Source organism: Geobacillus sp. LYN3 (assembly GCF_003064505.1).
Classification (GTDB): domain Bacteria; phylum Bacillota; class Bacilli; order Bacillales; family Anoxybacillaceae; genus Parageobacillus_B; species Parageobacillus_B toebii.
The window spans coordinates 1-1669 of record NZ_QCWL01000045.1 but is presented as its reverse complement, the minus strand read 5'-3'; the positions used below and the strand labels follow the sequence as shown (position 1 = coordinate 1669).

Sequence of the window (1669 nt, the reverse complement as noted above, 5' to 3'; positions counted from 1 at the left end):
CCAAGGAGTCCGGTTCATGTCTCCTTTTTTGTTTAGTTGTCAATTTATGTCAGTGAATTTGCTCATCTACAGATAGTATATAGATTGTGGCGCTGTCAATATAAGGAGAACGGACATTTTCCACCTGCTTCGACAATCAGCGACAACCGTCTCTATTATCAAAAAATAATAACATAATTCCATTCGCCCAAAACAACAGGAGCGGATCCAAAACGATGAGGAGGCAGTTTTTCACAACATCATAGAAGGACGTGAAAAACGACTTTCGCGCGCAAATTGGTGGCATTGGTGCAAAAAAGAAGTTGATTCTACATAAATTAAGTTGCCTCTCCGTCAAGGATATGTTAAACGATTTCATTGCACTATATATTAAAAAACCACCCCAGACGGGATGGACAGAATATTGTAAATACTCAATTTACATAATCAATCACTATAGACGTCTTTTAAAAAAACCAACTAACTTCATAGTCGACCAGACAATCACAAACACCACAATATAGATCGTTATAAAAATAACAACGCCTTTCAAAAAAAGAAGGGGAACGCCTTCCCATCCTTCTTTCAACCAACTCATATACAAAAGACACACAAGAAATGCAAAGAATGCAATGTAATTTTTTTTCATAACTACTTCCTCTTTAGCTCTCCACGAAAAGTTTGGATTTAGCTGCGTCAAAACTTGTCCCTTCTCACGTCATAAGTAGCGATCATTTTGGATACAAACCTATACAAAACACCGGTATATTGTGGTAGTTAACCTTCTCGTTCAAACTTTAAAATCATAAGTGGATAACGTACCATTATCTCGGAAACCAAACGTCCTTATCTCTAAATCCCACTTGAAGCCAAAGGGCATAATATGAACTGCCCAAATACCATCTGGTTTTTCTAAATGAAGAAAAAAAGAAAAATGTACAATGGAAAATACTTTTTGTATAGCTTTTTTCTGATCAAGTTCTATCTTCACTCCAAAAATCGCTTCTCCATACGGGTGATGCCATATCATTTCGACAAATTTATCTGTTTTTTGCACATTTGAAACAACGCAATGAACAATACAATATTTATCAAGTGGCGTGAAGACTTTTTTAATATCTAAAGGATTGCGATCACTATCAAGCTCGGCACAGCTATTTACACTACACAACTTAATAACGACCACCGCCAATTAACTTATGAAGTTTATTTTCAACCTTCGTTATGCCGTTGTCAATTGCCTTCCCTACTTTTGTGCTGTCAAACCATTTTTCTACTGCAGCGACTTTGTTCATGCTCCCGATTACATAACTTCCTGCGAAATATCCCGCTACCGCTCCCTTGGCGGCCCCTTTTGCAGTTTCGGACGCCACTTTTCTTTCTAACATAGTAAATCCTGTAGTTGCAGCTTTATACGCTCTCACTCCATTGCCTATTCCACCCGTCGCCATCCCAACAATGTTAGAAATCGTATTACTCCTCAAATCGTCCGCTATAGAACTGACTACCCAATGCGCGACTTTTTGGATTTTGTTCATCGTATCCCTCCTAGCGAAAAATTAATTGACAAAATAATCATAAAAAAAAAAAAAAAACATATGTCAACTCTTTTTTTAGAATAAATTGGCTCTTCACCACAAGTTGTACTTGATCATTTAAGGTAGGTGTGCATAGAGGGTACAAAAAATGC

General features: G+C 37.3%; 2 protein-coding genes. Both read right to left on the bottom strand.

Annotated elements, in window-relative coordinates; genetic code table 11:
• Positions 1-769: 769 nt before the first annotated feature.
• Entirely contained in the window at positions 770-1150 is a 381-nt protein-coding gene (locus tag DCC82_RS16905) for a hypothetical protein (protein ID WP_097355127.1), read from the bottom strand.
• A 1-nt stretch (position 1151) separates the two neighbouring features.
• The gene (locus DCC82_RS16900) at positions 1152-1517 is read right to left on the bottom strand and encodes a hypothetical protein (RefSeq protein WP_033023315.1); all 366 of its coding nucleotides are present in this window, start codon (positions 1515-1517) and stop codon (positions 1152-1154) included.
• Between the last annotated feature and the right edge of the window lie 152 nt (positions 1518-1669).